Consider the following 19,993-nt stretch of genomic DNA (forward strand, 5'->3'; position numbering starts at 1 on the left):
TCAGCCTAGGCCAAAATCATTTCTTGCATCAGCTTCATTCCCCATTGCCAACCGAATAAGTCGTTGTCCAAATGGCCAGTGTGTGGGCTTTGCAAGGCTTTGCCGCCGAGCTGGGCGGCGATGTGCTGCGCTTGCTCAAGTTTACAGGCCGCATCATCGGCGCCGATGACCACAGCGGTGGGAAACGACGCGCGAGCGCGTTGTAAGGTGTTTTCAGCATCGTTTTGCCACTGCAAAAACAGCGGCGCCACCAACATCACGCCCTTGATGCGCTTTTGTTGTAACACACTGCTGTCAAACAACCATGCGCAAAACGCGGCGCAAGCAGCGCCGTGCGCGACCACAAATAAGGGCGATTCTGCGGAAGCGCTATCAATAGCGGCCTGTAACTGGCGCGATTGTTCAGGTAAACCATTTGCTGCAGCAAACTGCGCCGTCACCACTTGCGGATAGCTCACTTCCCAGCGGTCTAGCCACATGCGCTGCCGGACGTCCGCATCGCGCAACAACAACAAATGCAAGTCCTCGCGCTCGCGCAGGTTCATTGCATTTACAGTTCGTAATCGACCACCAACGGCGCATGGTCGGAGAATTTTTCGTCTTTGTACACATGCGCTTCGCGCGCCAAGGCGTACAGGCTTGGGGTGGTCATGTGGTAATCAATGCGCCAACCCACGTCTTTGGCATAGGCTTGGCCGCGGTTGCTCCACCAAGTGTAGCCTGGGTTTTCCGGATAGAGCTTGCGCCAAGTATCGACCCAACCGACTTGCTCCAATAATTTGGTCAACCATGCGCGTTCTTCAGGCAAGAAACCAGAATTTTTCTGATTGCCTTTCCAGTTTTTCAAGTCGATGTTGTTGTGGGCGATGTTCCAATCACCACACACGACGATGTGGCGGCCTTCGGCCAACAAGTCTTGCAATACTGGCAAGAACGCATCTAAAAATTGGTATTTATACGCTTGGCGTTCTTCGGCGCTGGTGCCTGAAGGCAGGTATAAAGAAACGACGCTGAGGTTTTTGTCGTCGAAATCGGCGCGGATATAGCGGCCTTCATTGTCGAATTCTTCCAAACCCAGACCGTATTGCACCCGGTCGGGTGTGGCCTTGCTGTAAATGGCGACGCCGCTGTATCCGGCTTTTTCGGCACAATGCCACACACCGTGCATGCCATTCGGTTTTTTCAATTCATCGGTGAGTTTGTCTTCGCGTGCTTTTAATTCTTGTACGCAGACGATATCGGCATTACTCTTTTGAATGTATTCAATAAAACCTTTTGATGCGGCAGAACGAATGCCGTTGACGTTGGCGCTGATGATTCTAAACACGGGCTTCCTCGGGTACAATACGCAAAAATTGAACGGCTCAAGCCGTAATGTAAGCCACATTGTACCGATTAAGGATTATTCATGTCAGATTTTCGTCAACAGTTTCTCAAATTCGCACTCGAGCAAGAGGTTTTGAAGTTTGGTGAATTCATCACCAAAGCCGGCCGCCCTTCTTCTTATTTCTTCAATGCTGGTTTGTTTAACGACGGCAATGGCATTTTGCAATTGTCGCGTTTTTACGCCGATGCCATCATCGCCAGCGGCGTCGAGTTTGACATGTTGTTTGGCCCTGCTTACAAAGGCATTATTTTGGCAGCAGCCACCAGCATGGCCTTGGCCGAAAAAGGCGTGAACGTACCGATTGCCTACAACCGCAAAGAAGCCAAAGACCACGGTGAAGGCGGCGTGTTGGTTGGCGCACCGGTACAAGGCCGCGTGTTGATCATTGATGACGTGATTTCTGCCGGCACTTCGGTGCGCGAATCGGTGAAACTCATCGAAGCCGAAGGCGCCACCCCTGCTGGTGTGGTGATTGCTTTGGACCGCATGGAAAAAGGCACGGGCGAAACCTCAGCGGTACAAGAAGTGGAACAACAATACGGCTTGCCGGTGGTGTCTATTGCCAATTTGCACGACTTGTTGGCGATGTTATCTGATGATGCGACTTTGCAAACTTACTTGGTGGCTGTTCAGGCTTATCGGGATAAATACGGTATTAACTGATTTTTAAGTGTTTGATTATTAAAGCCGACTTCAGTCGGCTTTTTTGTTTTCAATTTTGGAAAATAACAAAATTATAAATGCGTTATGTTAATTAAAGTATGAGTAATATTATGGATAAGGACTTTATCTGCATATTCCATGCTGCTGACTGATGTTTAATTAAATCTTGTGATTGCTTATATTTGCTGGCTACACCCTGTTTGTTCCGGTCTGTATGCTCTTCTCCACTCACCTAGTACAGCATGATGAGAACCCAATCACCCTACATACCCACCCCGCGGCTCAGCGGCGCACGCAGGCTATTGCAACAAGTTTAGATAGCAAATATGCACAAAAGCGGCCTGTAAACCCAATAGAAAGGTTTACAGGCCGCTTTTATACCACCGCATTCACCTACTCAAGCCATCGTTAACTGCCTGAAACAACGCCGCGTTTGCTGCATACTGGTTTGCGAGAGTGTAATAAATCTTGCAAGGCCGCGTTTAATTCTGGGTATTGGAACACATAGCCGTGCTCAAGCAGGTTTTTCGGGGCAACTTTTTGGCCGTTTAACACCAAATCGCTCTGCTCGCCCATCATCAAACGCATGATGCTGGCAGGCAAACGCAGCGGTGCGCTGCTGTGCAAAACTTGACAGGCGCTGTTGACAAAATCGCCTTGGCTGGTGATTTGCGGCGCCACCACGTTGTAAACATCGCTATGCCAACGCTGTTGTTGCAACAGCCACAACACCACCGCCACCACATCGTCTATGTGCACCCACACCAACGGTTGACGACCTGAACCGACTTTGCCCACTTTCAGGTATTGGATGGGTTTCATCATCGCCGCTAACACACCACCGCCCTGCCCCAACACCACCCCCAAGCGCAGCTTCACCACTTCTGTGCCAATACGGGCGAACTCATCCGCAGCCTGCTCCCACAAACTGCACAATTGCGACATAAACACCGTTTGCGACGGGCTGGTTTCATCGCAGACCTGTTGCCATTGCTTGCTTATGTCTATGCCGTAATAGCCTATGGCCGAGCCATTGATCAAACGCTGTGGCGGCGCGGTCTGTTGCTCGGCCCACGCCAGCAAGGCCTGTGTGGTCTGCACACGGCTGGCAATAAAGCGCTGTTTATTGGCATCGCTCCAACGACTGGTGCCAATATTGGCGCCGGCAAGGTTGATGATGGTGTTTACAGGCCGCTTGATATTGGCCAAATCGCTCACCGCTGTGACGGTATCGCCAAACTCGGCTAGGATTTTGGCCAAGTCGCGCCCCCATACCGTCACTTGATGGCCTTGTTGCAACAACACAGGAATCAAATGCTGTCCGATAAAACCGGTGCCGCCGCTGATGAGGATGTGTTCAGAGGTTTTCATGGTCTTGTTTCCTGATTTGCGCCGCTTTTTGTTGCACAGACAATTCGCAATAGCCGTCTTGGCACACGTCTTTGATGTCTTTCACATTGAGCCCCAGCAACCATACCGGCATGCGATAGCGATGGCGGGCAAACACTGGATAGGCGACATCAAAAAAATTGCGCAGCAACGGCAAACTGGTAAACCAAGCAGTTTTCGGCTTGCCCAAGCGACGGTACATCACCCGTATTGCCTCCATACCGATGTGCAGCTTGCCTTGTTCGTCTATTACATGCATCAAGGTCAACGCGTCTTCGAGCTTGATGTCATGTGCCGCCAATATATCAGCTTGGGTGGAAATGGCAATCAGATTCATTTGTTCGGCATGTTGGCGGTACATCTGCATCATCTCGGTACGGCAAATCGGGCACAAATCATCATGAAATATGGTTAAAGCCATGACGTTCTCCTTAAATAAATGGGTGATACCTACAATTCATCGTTATTAGCACGCTGGCTATTAATGCTTCAAAGACCGTATGTGTTGCAATTTTTCGTTTAAGTCGCAGCGACAATAGCCTTGGGCACAGTGCAAGCGGGCATTTTTACCCAACAGCCAAACGGGCACACGGTGGCGATGGTGCACAAACACGGGATAAGCCCATTCCAATACAGGCTTAAGCAACGGTAACATGCTTAGCTGTGCCAAACGCTGTTTGCCAAAACGGCGGTATAACAAGCGCACCGCATCCAAACCTTGGTGGATGTGTCCCAGCTCATCAACCACGCGCAATGCCATCAAAGCGTCTTCAGTACGGATGCCATAGTGTTGCAAGCGCTCAGATTCGGTCGACAAGGCCACCAATTCAATCTCATTGGGATATTGCCATGCAAATGCGTGCATCTCGGTACGGCAAATCGGACACAAATCATCATAAAACACGATTATTTTCATGGCTTTCTCCACAAAACGCTGTTGCTGCAAGTTGAATAAATCATATTTTAAACTGTAATTTCTGTCAATACTGAAATTTATATTATTTCCATCCAACATAATTTTGCACTGTTCTTTGCTAGAATGGCGCCACTTCATTCATAAGAAAGCGCTCTCACACCATGATGATGCACCCGAATTTCGACCCAGTGGCCTTACAACTGGGGCCTTTGGCCATACGCTGGTATGCCTTGAGCTACATCGTTGCCTTTGTGTTGTTTATTTGGCTCGGTCGCCGTCGCATCAAGCAAGGCAATACCGTGTTCACCAATGAAATGCTCGATGATTTGCTCACTTATGGCGTGGTCGGGGTGATTTTGGGTGGCCGCGTTGGCTATGTGTTGTTTTACAATTTTGCCCAATACATGGAACACCCATTGTCCATCTTCAAAGTGTGGGAAGGCGGCATGTCGTTTCACGGTGGTTTCTTGGGGGTATTGCTGGCGATGTGGGTTTACGCCAAACGCCACAAACTGACTTTCTTCCAAGTGACCGACTTTATCGCACCGATGGTGCCGGCAGGTTTGGCTTCAGGCCGCATTGGTAACTTCATCAATGGCGAATTGTGGGGCCGTGTCACCGACATCAATGCGTTTTGGGCCATGGGTTTCAAACAAGCCAATTACGAAGACGTGGCCATCGCACCGACCAATCCGCAATGGCTGGCTTGGTTTAACCAATACGGCGTGTTGCCGCGCCATCCATCGCAGCTCTACCAATTCGCCATGGAAGGCGTGTTGTTGTTTGTGATTTTGTGGCTGTTTGCCAAGAAACCGCGTCCAGTCGGTCAAATCTCAGCGCTGTTTTTGATGGGTTATGGTGCGTTCCGCTTTATCGCTGAATTCGCGCGAGAACCAGATGCACAACTGGGTTTGCTCGGTTTGGGCTTGTCCATGGGACAATGGTTGAGTCTGCCCATGATCATCGCCGGCGCATTATTATTTGTGTATGCGCAAAAGCGCGCAGTAGCGTCTAAGTAAGGTCGCAGTAAAAAGTCACAATAAAAAAATGACAAGTTGGTGTTTCATATTCAGGCTAACTTAAGCTAATATCGAAACACCAAGCTTTAAAGCGGCCTGTAAACCTGTTTAGGCTTATGGCACGCCCTTGGTACCGCCTACATGGCGGTATTATTACATCAAGAGAAAACGAACGGAGAAACCATGCAAACCAAGATGAAATCATTGGCATTGATGCTGACTTTGGCCATAGGCATGCCCGCCATCAGCCACGCCGCGCCTTTATTGGCCGACCAAGGCGAGCCTGCCGCCAAATTGGCGCGCGTACCGCAAGCGAATGCGTGGTTGGAAATCGACAGACAAGCGTTTACCGACAACATCCGCACCTTGCAAAAAGAATTGGATGGCAAATCGAAAATCTGCGCGGTGATGAAAGCCGACGCTTACGGCAACAGCATAGACTTGTTAATGCCGTCCATTCTTGAAACCAATGTTGAATGCGTGGGCATCACCAGCAACTCAGAAGCCGCCATCGTGCGCCAACACGGTTATAAAGGCCGCATCGCCCGTTTGCGCGCCGCCACCACCAATGAAATCTTGGATGCTTTGCCTTTGGGTGTGGAAGAATTGTTCGGCAACTTAGAACAAGCGAAAAACATCTCCAACTTGATGAAATCGCGTAACCACACCTTAAAATACCATTTGGCCTTGAACGCAGGCGGAATGGACCGCAATGGCTTGGAAATGGTCACACCCAAAGGCAAACAGCAAGCGGTGGAATTGTCCAAACTGCCGAATTTGAAAATGGTCGGCATCATGACCCATTACGCGGTTGAAGACGAAAAATACGTGCGCGACCATTTGAAAATCTTCTTGGAACAAACCGATTGGCTGATCAAAACTGCCAAACTCAAACGCGAAGACTTGACCTTGCACACCGCCAATTCCTTCACCACCTTGGCCGTGCCCGAAGCGCGCTTGGACATGGTGCGCCCAGGCGGCGTATTGTACGGTGACAGCATCCCAAGCTACACCCAATACAAGAAAACCATGGCCTTCAAAACCCAAGTGGCGGTGGTGAACAGCTATTTGAAAGGCTCTACCGTCGGTTACGACCAAACCTACACCTTAACCCGCGACTCACGCTTGGCCAACTTGCCATTTGGCTATTCCGATGGCTACCGCCGCGCCTTCAGCAACAAGGCTTATGTGCTCATCAATGGCCACAAAGTGCCAGTGGTAGGCAAAGTATCAATGAACACCACCATGGTCGACGTCACCGACTTCCCTGACATCAAATCTGGCGATGAAGTCGTGGTCTACGGCAGCCAAGGCAAAGAAGAAGTGAAACAAGCCGATTTGGAAGAATACAACGGTGCATTGCTGGCCGATTTGTACACCGTCTGGGGCAACTCGAATCAGCGTAAATTGAAACAACAATAAGATCGTCAGCAATCCAAGCGGCCTGTAACTCCTTGCATGGGGTTTACAGGCCGCTTCTTTTATGGTCCATACCCACTGCTTATCCCTTTAAATATTCATTACTTTTGCGCATACCAATATGCCCACTATTCAATCTACAGCCAGCAAATTTGACGTAGTCTGAATCAGAAAATTGCAAAAAATTTTCGTTTATTCGCAGATACAACAAAAAATATACATTGAATAACAAGCTAATTTAACAAAGGATGAATTGTGCACAATAATTTTAAAATTTCACTTTTAGGCATTGCACTGGGAATGTCCTTGCTGCACTCCAGCCATGCCGCCCCTTTATTGGCAGGTCAAGACCAACCCATCGCTCAAGCCGCCAAAATACCCGCTGCCAATGCATGGTTGGAAATCGACCGACAGGCCTTTGCCGACAATTTGCGTACCTTACAAAAAACCTTACAGCCCCAAACGCAAATGTGTGCGGTGATGAAGGCCGATGCCTATGGTGCGGGTATTGATTTGCTGATGCCTGCCATTTTGGAAACCCAAACACCTTGTGTCGGCATTACCAGCAATGCCGAAGCCGCCATCGTGCGCCAACATGGGTTTACAGGCCGCATCATGCGTTTGCGCGCAGCCACCAATGAAGAAATCATCGATGCCTTGCCTTTGCAGATAGATGAATTATTGGGCAATTACGAACAGGCTCAAGCCATGTCCAAATTGCTGCAACAGCAAAACCAACTTTTGAATTTTCACTTGGCCCTCAATTCAGGCGGCATTGACAGAAATGGCTTGGATGTGAGTGACAATAAAGGCATGAAGCAGGCTGTGGCCATGACCCATTTACCCCATCTTAAACCCGTCGGCATCATGACCCATTACGCCGTCGAAGATGAAAACTATGTCAGAGCACACTTAAAGACTTTTTTAGAACAAAGTGGCACCATCATCAAACAAGGGAAGTTAAAACGTGAAGATTTGATTTTACACACTGCCAATTCATTCACCACCATCAAAGTCCCTGAAGCCCATTTGGACATGGTCAGACCGGGCAATGTAATTTATGGCGACCCCAGCATCGCTGGTTTACCAGGTTATAAGCGTGTGTTAAGCGCCTTCAAGACCAAAGTCACCATGGTCAATACCTATCCCAAGGGTTCAACCGTAGGCTATGACCAAACCCACACCTTAAGCCGTGCATCGCGTTTGGCCAATTTGCCCATTGGTTATTCCGATGGTTACCGCCGAGCCTTTAGCAATAAGGCTTATGTGTTGATACGTGGACAAAAAGCCCCTGTTTTGGGCAAAATTTCCATGAACACGGTAATGGTCGATGTGACCGATATCCCCGCTGCACGCATGGGCGATGAAGTGGTGTTGTTTGGGCACCAAGGCAATAACGAGGTCAAGCAAGAAGACTTACAAAACCTCACCGGCGCCTTGCTGGCCGACAGCTATACGGTGTGGGCACATTCCAATCAACGCAGATTGAAACAGCCTTAAATTGATCATTTGAATCCAAAAGCGGCCTGTAAACTGATTCAATGCGTTTACAGGCCGCTTATGCTTGATAATCACAGATTGAACCAAGCAATTCTCAGCGTGGCCACCAAAACCCACACCATCCAAGCGCCATACCAAACAAACATGCCGCATTTCAATAGCGGCGGCAGCTTCAGCAAATGTCCAATATAGGCCATATTTTTCGATTGCATCTTCGTCAATCCATGAGTATGTCTGGATTGAAACCCTATCGACTCATACAGAGCAAACAAGGTATTTGTAAAGGCCCGCATGTCCAAACCAATAAAGCCGCTCCAATACCCATCACCATGGTATATCCGCCCTTGATTGCTCAGACACAAACCCACCATCAACACCGTCACCCACAACAACGACCACGCGCTGCGGTCAAACACCACCGGTATGTCCCAAGCCAAAAAACACAAAGTGACCATATTCCATACCGAAAAGACCAAGAAATACGGCCCAGCCACTCGGGTATAAAACCAACCTATCAAATCATTCAAAGCCGACACGTCCTGCCACAGTTGGCGCACATCTCGGTCTGGTATGTTTAAAACCCGCTCATCATCAATGTGAGCTCGTTCTAAAGCGCGTTTGCCTGTCTGATACAACAACAGACTGACGCACACCGCTAAAGGCATCCAAAACCAACGTCCAAAGAAAAAATCACCCACATTCAATACTCCCATGAATTTGCAATAGCGTGCCTTGAGCGGTCTGTAACTCTTTACAGACCGTTTATTGGGCTTGGTGTGTTTGTTTAGAAAAGTGGTTTACCACCACACAAAAACCACCTCTCCAAATCGAATACACGCCTTCACTTCAGTTCAAGATTCTTATGTCTTTGATGTAACAATAATCACAGTCTTTTTCTGACACTGTGTATTCATAAACCACCCCATTTTTCATGTATTTCATCGATTTCACATCCACTTCAATCACTCCTTTGGTGGGCTTCTTGGTGATGTGATTAAAATAAATCTTTGGGTTTCTCAGTTCATTATTGACTTCAGCGAGCGGAGCTCTAGATTGAAACACTGCTTGTATCGACAGTATTTTTAATGACGATTCATACCGTACATTGGATTTAAAAAAATGGTCTTGACCTGCAATGTAAATAATTTCATTGTGCTTCTCAAAATCAGAAAAAAAACTACCCACTAAATTCAATTCCCTTATTCTGTATAAATTGAGCTTGTAATTAAAATCATGCTCATCAGCAATTTTTAATTCTGGCCACCTACCTCGACTGCCTCCGTCCATTTCAAAATAGGCTGTTTGTATGTCAATGCTGTTGATTTGATAGCTTACCAAAGGATTACCACTGTATTTTGTGTTCTCCCTAAACGCTTTAATAAACGGTGGTCCTAGCCAAAATGCCATGAAGATAAATAAACCAATAAAGAAATACCTCACAGTCGTATCAAAATTCATCATTCACCTATTTAAAAAATGAAAATGAAAACGTGTTTAAATCCATAAATAAGGCTACCTCAATCGGTATTTTTATTTGAATAATGCTCATTTTACTTACTATTGATGCCTCAAAAAGCCATCGCAAACATCATCGTCACACATAGCCCTCAACACCTCACTATTCATCCAAATACAAGGTACTCGCCGCATACAGTTTGGCATAACCGCTGACGATGACTTTTTTCGCCACCAATTCCCCATACAGCACACCACCGCGGGCGGAGATTTGTTTGGCGGTCATTTTTTGTTCATGCAAACGCACGCCCCAATACGGAAACAGGCCGGCATGTATCGAGCCAGTCACAGGGTCTTCATGGCCGCCATTGGCAGGCCAGAAATAGCGTGACACAAAAGCGTATTCGCCATCACATGGTGCGGTAGCAACCACATCGTAAGGTTTCAAGGTCTTTAGTGGCGCTTCTTCTATGTTCAATGCGCGCACCTCTGCTTCGCTGGCGTACACGGCAAAATACGCTTGCGGGCTTTGCAACACGGTTTGCGGCGCTATCGACAAGCCGGCCAGCAAGGCCGGTGGTACATCTGCTATTGCAACCGGAGCACGGTTGGGAAACGTCATGCTGATTATGCCGTCTGCTGCAATGTCTATGCTGAATTCGCCCAATAAGGCGCAAGCAAACACAATGTGTGTACCCACGCCATAAAAGCGCTGCAACACATAGGCGCTGGCCAAACTGGCGTGACCGCAAAAGTCAATTTCGGTCAGCGGCGAAAACCAGCGGATGTGGTACACGCCGTTTTTGGCCACCACAAACGCCGTTTCGGATAAATTGTTTTCCGCAGCGATATTTTGCATCAAGCTTTCCTCTAAAAACGCCTCCAACACCACCACCGCTGCTGGGTTGCCACCAAACACTTGCTGCGTAAACGCGTCCACCACATATTGTTGTAATTGCATCTTTTTCTCTTTGCATTTTGGTTTCAATCAAGCCATGAGCATAACACAAGCGGCCTGTAAGCTTGGCATGGGCTTACAGGCCGCTTTTCAAACATGTATTTGGGGTTAGGCAGACATATCTGTACAAGGTGTTAGCGCAATACCGCATCATAATCACCCACGCTCTGGCGACAATGTGTGTTAGCTTAAGCCATATCTTTTCAGCAGGAACACATGATGCCACCCAACAATCAGCAACAAGCACAGCCCGCAGCCCGCATACTCAACATCGCCAGCGATTGGCAGACGCTGCTGCAAACAATACAAGCAGATGTGCCACTGCATGTATTACTCAGCAGTCACGACTTGTATCTCAACCTTGCGGCCTGCTCGCAGCTTTATGCCAGTTTAAAACACCTCCCGCTGCGCACTATCACCATTATGGGGCCACATGCACACGCCAACTGGGTGGAAGATTGTGTTGATGCGGCATGGGAGCTTGAACATTTAGGCGAGGATATAGAAAATATGCCACTGCAAGAGGTTCTGATTAGCGTGAGCTTGGCGTATGAAGATGAGGATTTTGAATTTGCCGCCAGCGACATGTTTCTGCACAGCCACTTATATGCAGAACAAACTGAAACAATGTCTGCGGCCCAATATCTGGCGTGGTTTCATCCGCAAATAGCCTATGAAACCCAAGCCATGCATGCACTCATCGCTGCGGCGAAGCAACAAGGTGTGCAGACAGGGCTAATAAGCGGCCTGTAAAGCCATAAAAGACTTACAGGCCACATGGATGCTATTGCACAGTAATGTATGGCTCCCACAACTGCACGATGTCTTCATTGTTGTGCTGCAAAATTATCCAGGCACATCTTCATTCAGGCCGCTTACCAGCATCAATACCATACATACCATAATCTTATGGCTTTTTCTTAAAAATTGGGTTACTGACGGCTTGGTATTCTGGCAATTGTTCTACCGCTTCCTTGGCCACGCGCAAAGAGCAGCGGTAAATGCGGCGGTAACAGCGCAAGGCCAGTATGTTTTCACCGATAGACAGTAAAAAGCGCACATCTTGCAGCGATTCACCCAATTTAGGATAGCCCACGTGCTTCGGTTTTATGGTCCGTGATCGACGACAAGGCCACTAGCAGCACAAAAATGCCGGCCACCAACAGCAGCAATACCATCATAATGGTCATCATGGTGTTCCTTAGTGTTTGTTTCAGCAGCAAGGCTTACAAAGTGGCCAATACCGTTTGCCATTGGTTCCAAGTCAGGCGCGGTGTGGTGCTGATGTGGCGGTTATACGCTTGGTCGAACAACACATGTTGCCATTGCGGCGCACGGTGGCCGTGAATTTCGGGTCTGTCGTCAATGAGCACATCGCCATAAACCAGCGTTTTGTCTTTGGTCACAATCATGCGCCGCGTCCATTCCATGCCCAAATGCTCTTCCACCCATTCGTATTTCTCAGGCACACAGTGTTGGTATTCATTGATGGGCGCAGTACAAATCACCACCTCATGCCCAGCCTCTTGCATGGCTTTCATGCCATTGATGGCGCCCTCTATTGGACGCAGATTTCTGAAAAAGCCTTTGCTGGCGATGATGTCGCGCGTGGCTTGCGCATATTGCGTTGGGTAATCGTCACGCGGATAAAAATGGCGGCGGTGTTCAGGCGCGATGGCCGGAAAATCTTGCTGCATGGGGCTGCGTTGCCATGCTTGATAAAACGCCTGTTCAAAATCGGCCAACACCCCGTCTTGGTCTACCAGTATCAACATTAAACCTCTCCCTATCTGTAAAGCTTGATTTGTACATCGACCCTGTCAATGCTGTGAACCCAACAACCAACACACTGTGACCATCATGTTTGTGCAGTCCCTTGTTCGATGGCACTTTTAAGCGCTTCAAAAAAATCACGGTGTGTTTGGCTGTAATCAGGTCGGTTTAAAATGTCAAAAACACAGGCCATGCCTTGATGAATGGCCGCTTGGTCTTGTTGGAGCAAGCCATGCCCCAGCAAGATGGCACAGCACTTTTTCAAATCGCCACTCGGCCATTTGATGATGGGCTGCAAGTATTCCTGCACCACAGCTGCCAGTTCCAGCCTAGGCTCAAGAAAGGATTTCTCGCAAGCCGCCACCTTTTCAACAAAACACACAGCCACCGCCATGGCAGCCGCCTCATCGCCTATTTTAAGCAAGGTTTTGTCTGACGCATGCCTGTCCACTGCCGCTGCAAACGAGCACACCATTTTATCGTCGCATTCAATCTTGGCGGCCTGTAAAAACTCAGTGTAGCGTTGGGACGCAGTGACATAATGGCAACCAATGCTGGCAAACACTGAATATGGCAAGCTGTTCCACAAAGACACGTGAAAAAACCACGCCACTTCAGTAGAAACATCTTTGACAAAAAAACCATCTTGCACATGGCGATAGCCCAAAACACCCGCAGAAATTTCCACTTGCCTTAAAAACAGTCTCTCTAGGTTTTTTTTGCGGCTCATCCGAATGTCCCTGTCTAAAATATCATCGCGTCTGCTGCTTGCACAGTGGCAACAAAAAGTGAACTGCCTGATTCTTTGCAGGCCGCTTCCATCTCGATAGCTAGCCACAATGACACCAACTTACGCACAATCAAGGTGCAAGCGGTGTTTGCTGCAGTCCACGCATTGAAACAAATAACCGGCCAAATCGCCGTCCACACGCAAATGTTCGCGCACCCATGCCACAGGGATGCCATGCTGCAACACATCGACTTCAATCTCAGACCAAATCGGTGCCAGCATGGCGCTGTCGGCATAGGCGATGAACGCACATGGCTTGCCGCAGCACACCAGCCATTGTCCTTGTTGCCAGCTGGAATAAGCGGGCGTGTGTTGGCACACCTGTTTGATGTCAGCCTCGGCCAGCGTCCAAGTGACCTTGACTTCGCCATCAGCGTCCTCCGCGCCAAATTCTGTGCCCTCGATGCCCATGGCATCATTGAATTGTCCCGAATATTTGGCAGCGGCAGAGCCATCGGCCACACACCAAGGGCAGATGTAATCGACCTCATCTTGGCTGTAAAACACACCTGTATACTGGTAATCACGTGGCTGTTCACACACCTCACACACGCCAGTTTCGGCTGCAAACAGGTTCAAACGGTAGGCATTGGGGTGTAATGGAAAATGAGGTAAATCCATAAGACGCTCGCTGAAAAAATAGAATGTTTCACCCAACACATCTTAGCAGCCGCAGCAGCCTCATTTCAAGCCGCGCCGCTTGGTGCACTGAATCAGTCTTCAAGGCCTCATCGGCACCATAAAAAGCGGCCTGTAAACCCTATTAAGATTTACAGGCCGCTTGTATTCAATGCAAAGCCTAAGGCGATAAGCAATCGTTTATTTCAACACACGAATGCCCACGGCTTCGCGCACTTGTGCTAAGTGCTCGTGTGCCACTTTGCGCGCTTTATCGGCGCCGGCTTGCAAGATGTCTTCGATGCGGCTTGGATTGGCGGTGAGTTCGGCGAAGCGCTCGCGCTTTTCGGCCAATTCGGCGTTGATCAATTCAAACAATTGCTGCTTGGCATCGCCCCAGCCGATGCCGTCGGCGTAAGCCTGTTTCATTGCCGCTTGTTGTTCTGCAGTTGCAAACGCTTGGTAGATTTCAAACAAGGTGCTGCCATCGACTTCTTTGGGCTGACCCGGTTCCAAACTGTTGGTAACGATTTTCATCACCGATTTGCGCAGTTTTTTCTCACCTTCAAACAAAGGAATGGTGTTGCCATACGATTTGCTCATTTTGCGGCCGTCCAAGCCAGTCAAAATCGCGGTGGTTTCGTCGACCACTGCTTCAGGCATCACAAACAATTCTTTGAAGCGGTGGTTGAAGCGGCCGGCGATGTCGCGCGCCATTTCCAAGTGTTGGATTTGGTCACGACCCACAGGCACATGGGTGCCGTTGAAAATCAAAATGTCGGCGGCCATCAACACCGGGTAGCAATACAAACCCATTTCCACGCCATGATCCAAGTCTTCTTGGCCGGCATCGACATTGGCCTGTACCGCGGCTTTGTAAGCATGGGCGCGGTTCATCAAGCCTTTGGCGCAAATGCAGTTGAAAATCCAATTGAGTTCCATGGTTTCTGGAATGTCAGATTGGCGGTAGAAGGTGACGTGTTCTGGGTCTAAGCCGCAAGCCAGCCAAGTGGCGGCCACGGCCAGCGTTGATTCGTGGATTTTCTCAGGCTCATGGCATTTGATTAAGCCGTGGTAATCGGCCAAGAAAATAAACGATTCAACACCCGCTTCTTGGGTGGCCGCGATGGCCGGGCGGATGGCGCCCACATAATTGCCCAAATGCGGTATGCCTGTGGTGGTCACACCGGTTAACACTCGCTTGTCAGTCATGACGTTTCTTCTTTCTGTCTTAACAACATAAACAAAGCGGCCTGTAACAACTTACAGGCCGCTTCTTCAAGGATACAAATCGTGAGTAAGTTGGTTTTACTGTGGCACAGACGCAGCTTGCCAACGTGTGTTCCACATACGCCAAGCACGCACAGACACCACCACTTGTTGGTGGCGGATTGGCAATGCTGTTGGGTAAGTGGCTGGGGACATGGTTGGCGTCTTTGGCGTCTGTGGTTTCAAATTTGCGTCTATTCTAATTCAATTGCCGCCGCCAATAAAGACAAACGTGCCATCACCCCGTAAACATAGAGGCGATTGTCTTCACAATTGGCCGGTGATTCACGGTCGGCCACGCCCAAAGTGTTCCACTGTGCATAGCGGCGTTTGTCGGCGTCTTCGCTTTGGTAAGGGATTTCTTGGTCCATAGGAATAAAGCGCATGCCTGTCGCATTGAGGTTTTCATCTATGCCACGCGCCTCGTTCACACGGTAAAAACCACCGATGACAAATCTGTCCATCATGTACACTACCGGCTCAGACACGGCTTCGCCGACTTTTTCATAGGTGTAAATGCCTTCTTGCACGATGACCTCCGACACTTCCAAACCCTCTTTAATCACCGCCATTTTGTTGCGGTTTTTACGGTTGAGTTTGCGCACCTCATCGGCCGATTTCACGCTCATCACGCCCATGCCATATGTACCAGCATCGGCTTTGACAATGACAAACGGCGTATCTTGTATGCCTTTTTCGTCGTATTTGGCCTGTATCTTGTCCAATAAGCGCTGCACCACTTCTGCCAATTGGTCTTCGCCCTCGCGCTCGTGAAAATTGATGCCGCTGGCTTGTTCAAAATACGGATTGATGTCCCATTCGTCTATGCCGATGACTTGGGCAAATTCCGCCGCCACTTGGTCGTAAGCGGCAAAGTGTTGGGTTTTGCGGCGTGTGGTCCAGCCGCCTTTGAGCGGTGGCAACACCACTTGGTCTAAGCCTTGTAATAACTCAGGCACGCCGGCGGACAAATCGTTATTGAGCAACACCAAACAAGGATTGAAACCATCGGCCAATTGCAAACGCTCGCCAACGCGCGTTAACGGCTCTAACACCAATTCATTGTCCAAAGCCGTGGTAAACGCAGTGGCCTCGGTGATTTCCGGATTCAGAGACCCGATACGCACTTCAAAACCAGCTGCTTCCAAGATTTTGCTCAAGGCATAGACGTTTTGCAGATAGAAGGTATTGCGGGTGTGGTTTTCTGGCACCAATAAAATAGACTTGGCCGTAGGGCAAGCGCGTTCAACCGCGTCTTGCGCCGCGATGACGGCGGTGGCCAAAAAATCGCTGTTGAGGTTGTTAAAGCCACCGGGGAACAAATTCATGTCGATGGAAGACATTTTGTAGCCGGCATTGCGAATGTCAACAGAACCATAAAATGGAGGGGTGTGCTGGTGCCATTTGGCCCTAAACCAAGCTTCGATTTCGGTTTGTTTGTCTAAAATCACTTGCTGAAACGCAGCAGTATGTTGTTCAAATTGATCCAACATCGGAGTGTTCATAAACGGCACGCTTTCTAAAAATTAACATGTAGGCAAGGACTTGTCGCAATAAAGTTGGAGACAAATCAACAAACCAAAAATAAGTGTAACACAGCGGTCAACTACCACTGTTCAAGGGTAATGGCTAACGATATCATCACACGGCATCGCCAACATTACAAAAATAATTACTTCTAAATTTATACTCAAAGGGTCTATAAAAGGTATGGTTAAGCATTCAATTCGCAATCTCTTCTTGGCCAGTGTCATCAGTTTGACTTTGGCCGCCTGTGGCAACGACATCAAATCCGACATCATCTTGCTCGATCAAGCCGTCAGCCAATCGGGCATGAACGACAAAACCATGACCGAGCTGCAAAAAGAAATCGCTGCCGCCCGTTCACCGGAAGAATTCACCGTCGCCGCCGGCAAAATTCGCGATCAATACCAGCGCTACCACCAAGCGATCAATGCGCTGAATTTTAAAACCGACGAGGTGCGCGGCATCCGCGATGAATTGAGCACACAAAGTGGCGAATTGGTAAGCAGCTTGGACGAATTCGTCAACCTGAACATCCGTTCCAGCGTTTCTTACACACCAGTACAAGCCGATCGTGTGCACGCCACCATCGCTCGTGCCGAAAACCAAATCCAAACCTCGGAAAAAAACACCTTACAAACGCTGAAAAAACTGCAGGCTTTGGGCAAAGATAATGGCGTGGACTTGCAAATTCAATAAGGCCAACGCGAAAAACATGCCACCGCAATGGTGGCATCGTTGTTTTACAGGCCGCCTATTCTAAAAATAACCTTTATTTTCAATATTTTCTCTGACTTCCCTGCCGCTTAGAGCCAATTTGTGAGAAAATGCTGCACTTATAAAATTGCACGGCAAGACCTCATAACAGCATGAACACACATCCTTCGGCGCAAAAGCCGATTTTTTCGTACAAAAAATACTGGGCCAAACGCTTTGGCACCGCGCCCTTCCTGCCCACCACCCGTGCCGAAATGGACGAATTGGGTTGGGATTCTTGCGACATCATCATCGTCACTGGCGACGCTTACATCGACCACCCGAGTTTCGGCATGGCGCTGGTTGGCCGTTTGTACGAGGCGCAAGGCTATCGCGTTGGCATCATTGCCCAACCCGATTGGACCAGTGTGGATGCCTTCCGTGAATTGGGCGAACCGAATCTGTTCTTCGGTGTGACCTCGGGCAATATGGACTCGATGATTAACCGCTACACCGCCGACAAAAAACCCCGCTCCGATGATGCCTACACCCCCAATGCCGAACCCAACAAGCGGCCAGACCGCGCGGTGGTGGTGTATTCACAACGTTGTAAAGAAGCGTATCCGGGCGTGGACGTGATGATAGGTTCGATTGAAGCGAGTTTGCGCCGCATCGCCCAATATGATTTTTGGTCGGACAAAGTGCGTCCGTCCATCCTCATCAATGCCCGTGCCGACATTTTGCTGTACGGCAGTGGCGAACGTGCCTTAATCGAAGTGGCCGAGCGCCGCGCCAAAGGCATACGCCTCAAAGACATCCGCGATGTGCGCGGCACCGCTTTCTTGATTCAACACGGCAAAACCCCCGACAACCAAGAGTGGACCGAAATCGATTCCACCACGGTGGACGTACCCGGCAAAGTCGACACGCTGTTAAGCCCATACATGGAGTACAGCCCCGAAGAATTAGCGGCGCGCGATGAAGAAGTGAAAGAACACGCCAAACCAGTGGTGTTCATGAGTGCGAAAGAGCGTGCAGAAGCCCGTCGCCAAGCGCGTCACCAACAAGTGGTGCGCATACCGAGTTTTGAAGCCGTGGCTTACGATCCTGTGCTCTATGCACACGCCAGCCGCACCTTGCATTTGGAATCCAACCCTGGCAATGCCCGCGCCTTGGTGCAAATGCACGGCGAGCGCGATGTGTGGCTGAATCCGCCTCCCATCCCATTGACCACCGAAGAAATGGACTATGTGTTTGGCTTGCCATACGCGCGCAATCCGCATCCAAGCTATGGTAATGCCCACATCCCGGCTTGGGAAATGATTCGTTTCTCCATCAACATCATGCGTGGCTGTTTTGGTGGCTGTACCTTCTGTTCGATTACCGAACACGAAGGCCGCATCATCCAAAGCCGTTCGCACGAATCGGTAATTAAGGAAATCGAAGAAATCCGCGACAAAACCAACGATTTCAAAGGCTATATTTCCGACTTGGGCGGCCCTACCGCCAATATGTACCGCATGGCGTGCAAATCGCACGACATCGAGAAAAACTGCCGCAAGCTTTCTTGTGTATGGCCAGACATATGCCCGAATTTGAATACCGACCACTCGTCTTTGATTGAGCTGTACCGCAAAGCGCGTTCGGTAGAAGGCGTGAAGAAAATCAGCATAGGCTCGGGTCTGCGCTACGATTTGGCGGTGGAAAGCCCCGAATACATCAAAGAATTGGTGACCCACCACGTAGGCGGTTATTTGAAAATTGCCCCTGAACACACCGAAGCTGGCCCATTGTCGATGATGATGAAGCCTGAGATGAAGAAATACGACCGATTCAAAGAATTGTTTGAAAAAGCCAGCAAAGAAGCCCGCAAAGAACAATATTTGATTCCGTATTTCATCGCCGCCCACCCTGGCACTTCAGACGAAGACATGATGAATTTGGCGCTGTGGCTGAAGAAAAACAACTTCCGCCTCGACCAAGTGCAAACCTTTATGCCAACGCCTATGGCTTTGGCGACGACGATGTGGCATACAGGCCGCAATCCGCTGAAAAAACTGTCGCGCAGCTCCAGCAAAGTCGACATCGTCAAAGAAGGCAAACGCCGCAAATTGCACAAAGCCTTTTTGCGCTACCACCATCCAGACAACTGGCCAATGCTGCGCAATGCCTTGCACGATATGGGTCGCGACGATTTGATTGGTTATGGCAAGAAACACCTGATTCCGCCAACTCAGCCTGCTGATTGGGTGCCGCCGGTGAAAGGTGCCTCCAAAGCCAAAGGCAAGCAAGGACAGGCCGCCACCAACAGCGCTGCCAATCCTAGCCGCCAAACCACCAAAGGCAAATTCCAAACCGCGCGCACGGCTTGGCATCCAAACGAGCGTTTCCAAGATGCGCCCAAAGGCAAAACCGCGGGCAAATCTTCGCCTCAAGCAGGTAGCAAAACCGGCGCGGCAGGCAAAGCCACAGGTGCAGCCAAACGCGGCAAACCCAAAGCGCGTTAAGCCGCCACAAAATTGAAAATCTCTGCATACCACAGCCACGGCTGTGGTATTTTTTATGCTATGGTGGTGTTGGCAGTCTCTGTATTTACCACTCTTTTTTGGCAACTCTT

The 19,993-nt window shown here is 49.3% G+C and carries 21 protein-coding genes; 7 read left to right on the forward strand and 14 right to left on the reverse strand.

Annotated elements, in window-relative coordinates; genetic code table 11:
* Positions 1–5: 5 nt before the first annotated feature.
* Both BN3003_RS12520 and BN3003_RS12525 read right to left on the reverse strand, forming a co-directional pair.
* Positions 6–545, reverse strand: a complete 540-nt coding sequence (locus BN3003_RS12520) for an alpha/beta hydrolase (protein ID WP_058357008.1) — start codon at positions 543–545, stop codon at positions 6–8.
* Positions 546–550: 5 nt separating this feature from the next.
* Complete coding sequence (locus BN3003_RS12525; RefSeq protein WP_058357009.1) at positions 551–1,327, reverse strand: exodeoxyribonuclease III; 777 nt, start codon at positions 1,325–1,327, stop codon at positions 551–553.
* A gap of 81 nt (positions 1,328–1,408) precedes the next feature.
* Here BN3003_RS12525 and pyrE point away from each other — a divergent pair, with 81 nt between their 5' ends.
* On the forward strand, positions 1,409–2,050 hold the full coding sequence (gene pyrE / locus BN3003_RS12530) for an orotate phosphoribosyltransferase (RefSeq protein ID WP_058357010.1): 642 nt from the start codon (positions 1,409–1,411) through the stop codon (positions 2,048–2,050).
* Positions 2,051–2,458: 408 nt separating this feature from the next.
* Here pyrE and BN3003_RS12535 read toward each other — a convergent pair whose 3' ends face one another.
* The 3 genes from BN3003_RS12535 to BN3003_RS12545 are packed head-to-tail and all read right to left on the reverse strand — an operon-like array spanning position 2,459 to position 4,355.
* Positions 2,459–3,421 carry a TIGR01777 family oxidoreductase gene (locus BN3003_RS12535; RefSeq protein ID WP_058357011.1) on the reverse strand — a complete coding sequence of 321 codons (963 nt, stop codon included), beginning with the start codon at positions 3,419–3,421 and terminating at the stop codon, positions 2,459–2,461.
* The gene (locus BN3003_RS12540; RefSeq protein ID WP_058357012.1) at positions 3,408–3,860 is read right to left on the reverse strand and encodes a thiol-disulfide oxidoreductase DCC family protein; all 453 of its coding nucleotides are present in this window, start codon (positions 3,858–3,860) and stop codon (positions 3,408–3,410) included. The genes BN3003_RS12535 and BN3003_RS12540 overlap by 14 nt, the downstream gene beginning before the upstream one ends.
* A 60-nt stretch (positions 3,861–3,920) precedes the next feature.
* On the reverse strand, positions 3,921–4,355 hold the full coding sequence (locus tag BN3003_RS12545; RefSeq protein WP_159061445.1) for a thiol-disulfide oxidoreductase DCC family protein: 435 nt from the start codon (positions 4,353–4,355) through the stop codon (positions 3,921–3,923).
* Between the two features lie 161 nt (positions 4,356–4,516).
* On the opposite strand from BN3003_RS12545, the gene lgt reads away from it, so the two are divergent.
* The 3 genes from lgt (at position 4,517) to alr (BN3003_RS12560) (ending at position 8,293) form a co-directional block, all read left to right on the forward strand.
* Complete coding sequence (lgt, locus tag BN3003_RS12550) at positions 4,517–5,374, forward strand: prolipoprotein diacylglyceryl transferase (protein ID WP_058357014.1); 858 nt, start codon at positions 4,517–4,519, stop codon at positions 5,372–5,374.
* 183 nt (positions 5,375–5,557) lie between these two features.
* A complete protein-coding gene (alr, locus tag BN3003_RS12555) occupies positions 5,558–6,796 on the forward strand; it encodes an alanine racemase (RefSeq protein ID WP_082625734.1) in 1,239 nt (412 codons plus the stop codon).
* 252 nt (positions 6,797–7,048) lie between these two features.
* Positions 7,049–8,293, forward strand: coding sequence for an alanine racemase (alr, locus tag BN3003_RS12560; protein WP_267886136.1), 1,245 nt, complete (start codon positions 7,049–7,051; stop codon positions 8,291–8,293).
* Positions 8,294–8,364: 71 nt separating this feature from the next.
* On the opposite strand, the gene BN3003_RS12565 is transcribed toward alr (BN3003_RS12560), so the two are convergent.
* The 3 genes from BN3003_RS12565 to BN3003_RS12575 form a co-directional block, all read right to left on the reverse strand.
* Positions 8,365–9,006, reverse strand: a complete 642-nt coding sequence (locus BN3003_RS12565; RefSeq protein WP_058357016.1) for a hypothetical protein — start codon at positions 9,004–9,006, stop codon at positions 8,365–8,367.
* Positions 9,007–9,139: 133 nt separating this feature from the next.
* Positions 9,140–9,754 carry a hypothetical protein gene (locus BN3003_RS12570; protein ID WP_058357017.1) on the reverse strand — a complete coding sequence of 205 codons (615 nt, stop codon included), beginning with the start codon at positions 9,752–9,754 and terminating at the stop codon, positions 9,140–9,142.
* 157 nt (positions 9,755–9,911) lie between these two features.
* Positions 9,912–10,709 carry a PhzF family phenazine biosynthesis protein gene (locus tag BN3003_RS12575; protein WP_058357018.1) on the reverse strand — a complete coding sequence of 266 codons (798 nt, stop codon included), beginning with the start codon at positions 10,707–10,709 and terminating at the stop codon, positions 9,912–9,914.
* Between the two features lie 213 nt (positions 10,710–10,922).
* On the opposite strand from BN3003_RS12575, the gene BN3003_RS12580 reads away from it, so the two are divergent.
* Entirely contained in the window at positions 10,923–11,459 is a 537-nt protein-coding gene (locus tag BN3003_RS12580; protein ID WP_147645435.1) for a hypothetical protein, read from the forward strand.
* Positions 11,460–11,613: 154 nt separating this feature from the next.
* On the opposite strand, the gene BN3003_RS18880 is transcribed toward BN3003_RS12580, so the two are convergent.
* From BN3003_RS18880 to gshA, 6 genes are all read right to left on the reverse strand, one after another.
* Positions 11,614–11,802, reverse strand: a complete 189-nt coding sequence (locus BN3003_RS18880; RefSeq protein WP_147645436.1) for a hypothetical protein — start codon at positions 11,800–11,802, stop codon at positions 11,614–11,616.
* A gap of 130 nt (positions 11,803–11,932) precedes the next feature.
* Positions 11,933–12,481: a 5' nucleotidase, NT5C type gene (locus BN3003_RS12585; protein WP_058357020.1), complete on the reverse strand. Its 549-nt coding sequence runs from the start codon at positions 12,479–12,481 to the stop codon at positions 11,933–11,935.
* A gap of 83 nt (positions 12,482–12,564) precedes the next feature.
* Positions 12,565–13,209, reverse strand: coding sequence for a hypothetical protein (locus tag BN3003_RS12590; RefSeq protein ID WP_147645437.1), 645 nt, complete (start codon positions 13,207–13,209; stop codon positions 12,565–12,567).
* Positions 13,210–13,329: 120 nt separating this feature from the next.
* Complete coding sequence (locus BN3003_RS12595) at positions 13,330–13,890, reverse strand: CbrC family protein (RefSeq protein WP_058357022.1); 561 nt, start codon at positions 13,888–13,890, stop codon at positions 13,330–13,332.
* 198 nt (positions 13,891–14,088) lie between these two features.
* Positions 14,089–15,099: a tryptophan--tRNA ligase gene (locus BN3003_RS12600; RefSeq protein ID WP_058357023.1), complete on the reverse strand. Its 1,011-nt coding sequence runs from the start codon at positions 15,097–15,099 to the stop codon at positions 14,089–14,091.
* A 251-nt stretch (positions 15,100–15,350) separates the two neighbouring features.
* Positions 15,351–16,661, reverse strand: coding sequence for a glutamate--cysteine ligase (gene gshA / locus BN3003_RS12605; RefSeq protein WP_058357024.1), 1,311 nt, complete (start codon positions 16,659–16,661; stop codon positions 15,351–15,353).
* A 205-nt stretch (positions 16,662–16,866) separates the two neighbouring features.
* Between gshA and BN3003_RS12610 the strand changes: the two genes are divergently transcribed.
* Positions 16,867–17,379, forward strand: a complete 513-nt coding sequence (locus BN3003_RS12610) for a hypothetical protein (protein ID WP_058357025.1) — start codon at positions 16,867–16,869, stop codon at positions 17,377–17,379.
* Positions 17,380–17,549: 170 nt separating this feature from the next.
* The gene (locus BN3003_RS12615) at positions 17,550–19,883 is read left to right on the forward strand and encodes a YgiQ family radical SAM protein (RefSeq protein ID WP_058357026.1); all 2,334 of its coding nucleotides are present in this window, start codon (positions 17,550–17,552) and stop codon (positions 19,881–19,883) included.
* Positions 19,884–19,993: the final 110 nt, after the last annotated feature.

The organism is Vitreoscilla massiliensis (genome assembly GCF_001457815.1).
Lineage (GTDB): Bacteria > Pseudomonadota > Gammaproteobacteria > Burkholderiales > Neisseriaceae > Vitreoscilla > Vitreoscilla massiliensis.